The organism is Verrucomicrobiales bacterium (genome assembly GCA_016793885.1).
Classification (GTDB): Bacteria; Verrucomicrobiota; Verrucomicrobiia; order Limisphaerales; family UBA11320; genus UBA11320.
Window position 1 is genome coordinate 1 of record JAEUHE010000073.1, and the last position, 2,346, is coordinate 2,346.

Annotated in this window: 5 protein-coding genes; all 5 read left to right on the plus strand. The window is 59.2% G+C overall.

Going from position 1 to position 2,346, the window contains the following annotated elements; all coding sequences use genetic code 11:
• The first annotated feature begins 302 nt into the window (after positions 1 to 302).
• The 5 genes from JNN07_09005 to JNN07_09025 are packed head-to-tail and all read left to right on the plus strand — an operon-like array spanning position 303 to position 2,058.
• Positions 303 to 668, plus strand: coding sequence for a hypothetical protein (locus tag JNN07_09005; protein MBL9167864.1), 366 nt, complete (start codon positions 303 to 305; stop codon positions 666 to 668).
• Positions 661 to 969, plus strand: a complete 309-nt coding sequence (locus JNN07_09010) for a hypothetical protein (protein ID MBL9167865.1) — start codon at positions 661 to 663, stop codon at positions 967 to 969. The genes JNN07_09005 and JNN07_09010 overlap by 8 nt, the downstream gene beginning before the upstream one ends.
• Position 970: 1 nt before the next feature.
• On the plus strand, positions 971 to 1,333 hold the full coding sequence (locus JNN07_09015) for a hypothetical protein (GenBank protein ID MBL9167866.1): 363 nt from the start codon (positions 971 to 973) through the stop codon (positions 1,331 to 1,333).
• 42 nt (positions 1,334 to 1,375) lie between these two features.
• A complete protein-coding gene (locus tag JNN07_09020; protein ID MBL9167867.1) occupies positions 1,376 to 1,621 on the plus strand; it encodes a hypothetical protein in 246 nt (81 codons plus the stop codon).
• A complete protein-coding gene (locus JNN07_09025; protein MBL9167868.1) occupies positions 1,618 to 2,058 on the plus strand; it encodes a hypothetical protein in 441 nt (146 codons plus the stop codon). Before JNN07_09020 ends, JNN07_09025 begins: the two co-directional genes overlap by 4 nt.
• The last annotated feature ends 288 nt before the right edge of the window (positions 2,059 to 2,346 follow it).

Here is a 2,346-nt window from a genome sequence, read left to right on the forward strand (position 1 = left end):
CTTGATGCTCAACGGCTTATGCCGTTGCCTTTCAGCGGCTTCCTAGTTTCTCTGGCACGGTTCCTGAAAACCTCTGGATTTTGGGCGCACTCTGGCGCGCTCTGGTGCACTGGGGCGCGTTTCCAAATTTTTGCCAAATAATTTGGCCCGAAAGCCCCGCCAATCATGGGTTCATTTTCGAACCGCAGCCTGAAGGGCTGAGGTTCAAATGTCGTGGAAGCGGAGGCCGGGCGACGCCTTGTCGGGAAGCATCCCCCGGCGTACGGTCGTGTCCAATCGAGGCACCCAAGAACCAGGCTCACATGAACGCCGGGAACGCGAACGGTTCGGATTCAAGCGCCCCTTACCAGTGGCGCGCCGTAGCGGAGCATTGGGGACCGACGATGCTTCTGGTGCTCGTTGCCGCTGGGCTTCAAGTCCTCCTGTTCTTCCGCAACCTCACCGGCCCTGGCTGGACTGCACTTCTTTGGGTGGCATTCGGGGCGCAGATCGTCGGCGCGGTGTTGATCGGGACTGCGAAGATGTCGGCCTACCGAGATGGCGGCTACTTTACGTTCGGCCCAAAAACGGTTCCGGCTCCGGTGCGGGGAGCGTACCGATGGGGATGGCGGTGTTTCACAGCCGGGGCCTTCGTCGGCGCCGACCTCCTACTTTCGACACATGGTTGATTTCCTAATGCTCGGTGTCCTGGCGCTGAGCGCATTCCTCGCGTGGCGTTGGCGATTGCACGGGACCCTCATCTCGATTTTGTTCGGGTGGTTCGCCATTCAAATCATCCTGATGAAATCCGCCGGGCCGCAGGACTGGGAGATTCGCGAAGACTGGCCCAACCTCGGTGGAATCCTCATAGGCATCTGGAGTTTTGGATGGCTTGGGATTTCCCAGGTTGTCTGCTGGGTCCGGCACCGCCGCCCCGAGCATCCTGGAACGCGAAATCCTGGATTACGTAGGATCTCATTGAGGCTATGATGTGAAAGCACGCGATCCCCAGCCGCAGCGTGCCGGAAGAGCGCTTTCGACCCAATCGCGGTTGGGTGAACTGCTTCACTATGGGGCCATCGGCATTCTGCTTTCGTTCATCCTATTCGCGAGTTGGATGATGCCTCAGCTGGCTCGAAGTGTCGACCGAGGGCTTCCCAAGGAAGCCGCGGCAGAACTACTCGTCGCGCTCCGCGCAATCGTCTACGGTGTTCTCCCGGTGGTATGCGTCGTTCTCGGAATGACCGCAAAGCTACTCAGGCGAACTCATCGACGGCTTCGAGAGATCGAGGCTGCGGAAGGTGATCGCGCAGCGCGCAGCGCTGGGACGGAGTGTGCCATTGGTGGACCGTGAACTGTACTTTCGAACCGCCGATTGGGGGAAACTCCAGCCGCCATGACCTCAGAAGACGAGATCGAGCTGCACAAGCTGGCCGGGATGCTGGAAGCCATCAGCGATGGCTTGAACCCTGCGTCGCCGCTGCGGGAGGGCCTGCAGAAGGCCGGAATCGCGCTCAGCCTCGGGTTCATCCATGGGCTGCGTGCTGACATCGAGCGACAGTACCAGCGATTGAACGTGCCTCTATCGGACGAGCAGCGGGCTCGGCTTAGGAGACTTGGCCTTGACCCTGACCTCGCATGAAGTGGATTTCCCCGTTTGGATGGATGGCACTTGGCGCGCAGGCACTGATGTCGTTTGGGTGCAGGTACCCCAACCAATTTCAGAACGTCGGCTCGAATTCACCACACGCGGTGTTGACCGCAGAAGCCGGGGCGACGTGGCGGGATAGGGGTCCGAAGGTCTTCACCATCAATGCTCAGCCCACTTCGTTTTGGCGATCCTCAGAGCGTTTTCAGATCCCTCCAGGCCAAGTGACGTTGAAGGTCATCGCGGACAGGTTCCCTTATGACTTTGACCCCCTCACTTTTATGGCTCTCGATGGTCGCCACTACCACATTCGCTATGAAAGGGAGCGTGCGGCCATCGCGCTTTTCGACCTCACAGCCGGTCACCCCGGGACCATCGTAACCAATTCTGCCCGGAGGCTGGACAAGCCTCCTCAAGGAAGCCCCCGATGACCGTATCAACCTCGAATGATGTCGCGTCGAACCCGTCTTTCAAATCTGGCGACGGCGTTGTCGCCAGAGTCTTCGGCGTGGCTTTGACTTTGGTGGGGCTGATCTTGTGCGTCGTTTCGGCGTACCCGATGTTATCGGGAGTCTTGGCGGGAATCGGAGCGCTCGTTGCTTGGCGCGGGATACGCTATCGGAGAACTCCCTATGTGGTATTCGGCGAATCGCACCTGATGGTCTACGAACTTGGACGAGCGAAACATTGTATCCACGTGCCTGAGATCGCTGAAGTAC